The sequence below is a fragment of the Ensifer sp. Root127 genome (assembly GCF_001425225.1).
Taxonomy (GTDB): Bacteria; Pseudomonadota; Alphaproteobacteria; order Rhizobiales; family Rhizobiaceae; genus Ensifer; species Ensifer canadensis.
On sequence record NZ_LMDX01000046.1, the window covers coordinates 1 to 1,961 of the forward strand.

Annotated in this window: 2 protein-coding genes; both read right to left on the minus strand. The window is 60.4% G+C overall.

The features are described from left to right. Positions 1-21: 21 nt before the first annotated feature. Positions 22-1,269: a cache domain-containing protein gene (locus ASD03_RS31175; protein WP_057218005.1), complete on the minus strand. Its 1,248-nt coding sequence runs from the start codon at positions 1,267-1,269 to the stop codon at positions 22-24. A gap of 341 nt (positions 1,270-1,610) precedes the next feature. Beyond that, the coding region (locus ASD03_RS31180; protein WP_244494718.1) for a methyl-accepting chemotaxis protein at positions 1,611-1,961 on the minus strand (351 nt) is incomplete at its 5' end.

Genomic DNA, 1,961 nt, shown 5'->3' on the forward strand with positions numbered 1-1,961 from the left:
GCCTGCTGCACTTCGGCAGCATCACGGGCATCGCGAGCCTGGCGTTCCAGGCGCTCGCGCTCCGACAGTGAACGGTTGGCGTCGGCCTCGTCTTCGAGCTTGAGCTTGGCGATGGTCGCGTCGCGCAACCTGCAGCGAGCGGGCGAGATCGCCGATCTCGTCCTTGCACTCGGCTTCCGACAGGTCGACATCGGTCTTGCCCGCAGCGATTTCACCGGTGACGCCGATGACCGCCGCAACGCGCTTGCGGAATCGGGTGGCAAGCGTCCAACCGACCAGGATCATGATCAAGGCTGCGACGGCGATAACCGCGACGGAGATCATCGCAAGCTGCGAGAGACCGGCAAAGACGGTAGCCTGCGGCACGGATACGACGACGTACCAGGTTGTATCGGGCAGAAGCTTGACCGGCACGGCAACGGCGATGTGCACCGAGCCATCCGTGTGGGTGAGTTCAAACGCCTGCTCGGTCTTGCCCAGAAGCTGGCCCCAACCGCCGGCCTCAAGCCCGGTGTCCTTTAGCGATTTTCCAAGGAATGTCTGATCGGGATGGCTGATGATGCTGCCGCCCTGGCTGACCAGCGAAACGAATCCGGTACCGAACGGGGCCAGCTTGCCCAACTCGTTGGAAAGGTGGTCAAGCGCCATGTCGACGCCATCGACGCCGACGAAGGCATTGTCGAGCTTCAACGGCACCATGATCGACGTCATCAGCACGTCCTTGCCGTCGATCTTGTAGAAGTAAGGCTCGGTGATCATGTCGCGGCCAGTCTTCTTGGGGACCTGATAGTAATCTCCTGCGCCGGGCTTGTCGTAATCGACCAGCGCTTCGTACACGATCTTTTCCCCCGAACGGGCGATATAGGGAACGTAGCGGCCACTGGCATCGTGGCCCGGTTTGCCCGCATATTCCGCATCCTTGCCGTCAAACGCGTTCGGCTCCCAGCCGGTGCTGAGGCCAACGGCGAGCGGGTTGTCCGCGATCAGCTTTTTCAGCAGCGCAACCGTACCTTCGCGAGACGCCGTGCCACTGTCCTTCATGGCATAGAGGGCAGAGCGCATGTTGTTGGCGAGCGTTTTCGTCTCTGCGAACCTCGCCTCGACGTTGGCGGCGCTTGCATAGGCGGCGTTGGTCATCTCCGCAATGCTGCGCTCTTTCAGCTGCTGATAGGATAGCCAGAACACGATGGCAGCCGTGACCATACAGGTCAAAAGGCCAGTCATCACGATGGCAAACATGTTTCGTGCGGTCGCAGTCTTGAGAATCACCGTTCGTCTCCCTTCGCGCGATTGCTTGAAAAAGCAGATCGCGAGCAAACTTCGAACGCGTGATGGAAAGCCAAAACACGCGCAGCGTGAGGCAGGTGTCTGGAACACATCGGTGGCCCTGAGGCGAGCTTTTCGGGAGATGGACCCTATCGGCGGATGTGCGGTGCGAAGTCATTTCGCGGCAATCGGACGGTATGCCTCGACACTTTATCAAAACTTAAAAAAGGAAAGCCGGAACAACGAATTACGGCGCACGCGCCGATTTTCGAAAAACGGGCATCCAAAAACAAAGACCCGGAGTTGTGCTCCGGGCCCTGCTTCGCATCTAAGGTGTTTTACGTCTATGCGGCGCGACGGCGCGGCATAGCTGCCGGCGCATAGGCGCTCTGGGTATTGCCGAGGTTGAACTGGGCCAGAAGCGCATTGAGCGAAGCGGCTTCCGAAGCCAGGCCATGGCTTGCCGCCGTCTGCTCTTCCACCATTGCCGCGTTCTGCTGCGTGCCCTGGTCCATGGTGTTGACTGCCGTGTTGATCTCCTGAAGGCCGGTCGACTGTTCGCGCGTCGCCGTGACGATCGCGCTCACATGCTTGTTGATCTCCTGCACTTCGGCAACGATCGTCTCCAGCGCCTTGCCGGTGTCGCCGACCAGCGTCACGCCGCTGCGCACCTGGTTGCCCGAGGTGGTGATCAG